This is a genomic window from Bacillus sp. JJ722 (assembly GCF_036963345.1).
Classification (GTDB): domain Bacteria; phylum Bacillota; class Bacilli; order Bacillales; family DSM-1321; genus Bacillus_AD.
Map to the genome: position 1 here is coordinate 1 of NZ_JBALMO010000420.1, position 1,689 is coordinate 1,689.

1 protein-coding gene is annotated in these 1,689 nt (G+C 31.2%); it reads left to right on the top strand.

The features are described from left to right. A partial coding sequence (locus V7014_RS27000) for a putative polysaccharide biosynthesis protein (RefSeq protein ID WP_335512192.1) occupies positions 1–1,609 on the top strand: 1,609 nt, incomplete at its 5' end. Positions 1,610–1,689: the final 80 nt, after the last annotated feature.

The window sequence follows — 1,689 nt, forward strand, 5'->3', positions numbered from 1 at the left end:
AATGTTAATTATAAAATGGAGAAATTATATGGGAAACAAACTGTTAAAAGGTACTATGTTACTATCGGCTGCATCGCTATTATCTAAAATTTTAGGTTTTATTTATATCATTCCATTTACTAATTTAGTAGGCACGTCAGGATATGCTTTATACAAATATGCTTATGGACCCTATACTATTATGATCAGTCTCTCAACAATGGGTATTCCTTTGGCTATATCCAAAATGGTATCGAAATATAATCAATTAGGTAATGAAGAGATTGTACAGAAGATTTTCAAGTATGGAATCATTGCAATGATGATTTCTGGGATTACTGCTTTTACTATTCTTTATAATCTTGCTCCTGCACTTGCTAGCGTGGTAGTTGATAATAGTAGTGATGGAAATTCATTTGAAAGTGTAACATATGTAATTAGAATGGTAAGCTTTGCTTTACTCATTATTCCTCCAATGAGCTTTCTACGCGGATTCTTTCAAGGTTATCAATTAATGGGACCATCCGCTGTTAGCACATTTGTTGAACAATTAGCTAGAGTTTTCTTTATACTTATTGGAGTATTCATTGCTATTAAAGTATTAAACTCATCCGTTACAAAAGCAGTAGGAGTAGGAACATTTGGTGCTTTTATTGGAGCTGTTTTTGGAATTGGAATTCTTATATTTGGAATATGGAGAAAAAAAGACTACTTTTTCAGACCAGTTAATCGAGAAAGTTCATACAGCGAAATTTCGATTCGAAGTATTTATAAAGAAATGATTACTTACTCGATTCCCTTCGTTATTATGGGCCTTAGCTTGCCAATTTATCAAAATATAGATACATTTACAATCAATAAAATACTAATGGATCTTGGGTATTCACAAGTGGATGCAGAAATAGTAAACTCTGTTGTTGGACTAGCACAAATCCTTGTTTTAATACCTGTTTCAATAACGACCGGACTAAGTGTATCCCTTATACCTACTATAACGAAATCATATATTCAAAAGGATTTCACTATGTTACGAAATCAAATGAATCAATCTTTCTTACTGTTAACCATGCTTATTTTCCCAGCGGCGCTAGGAATTTTTATTTTAGCCGATCCCTTATACCTTGTTTTATTTGGAGAAAGCAACTCACCAGATTTAGGAGGACATTTACTGAAGATTTATGCACCTGCTGCCATATTAATTGCCTTCTATAGTGTCACTTCTTCCATTCTTCAAGCGATTAATCAACATAAAAAATTAATACAAGGATTATTAATAGGCATCCTCATAAAATTAATACTAAATATGATTTTACCGATGTTCTTCCATGAAGAAGGATTTATTATAGCAACTTATTGTGGTTATTCAAGTTCATTACTGTTTAATATTTTCCTAATTAACAAGAAGGTTGGATTTAATTTCAATAAAGCAAAGTTCAGGTTATTTACCTATTTGCTTTCAGCTATGACGATGACTATTATTGTTTTACTGTTTGAAAGTATGATGGATAATTATCTAAATGCCTATATTATCATTATCATTTGCTCGCTATTAGGCATAATTATTTATGGATCATGTCTTTATGGACTGAACTATTATAGAATTAAAAGATTCCTGCATGATACTCATTAATAAAAAAAGGATGTTATTCCAATGTGAATAGCATCCTTTTGTGTACACGAGTACTACTTCCAAGCTATATAATTAATAAT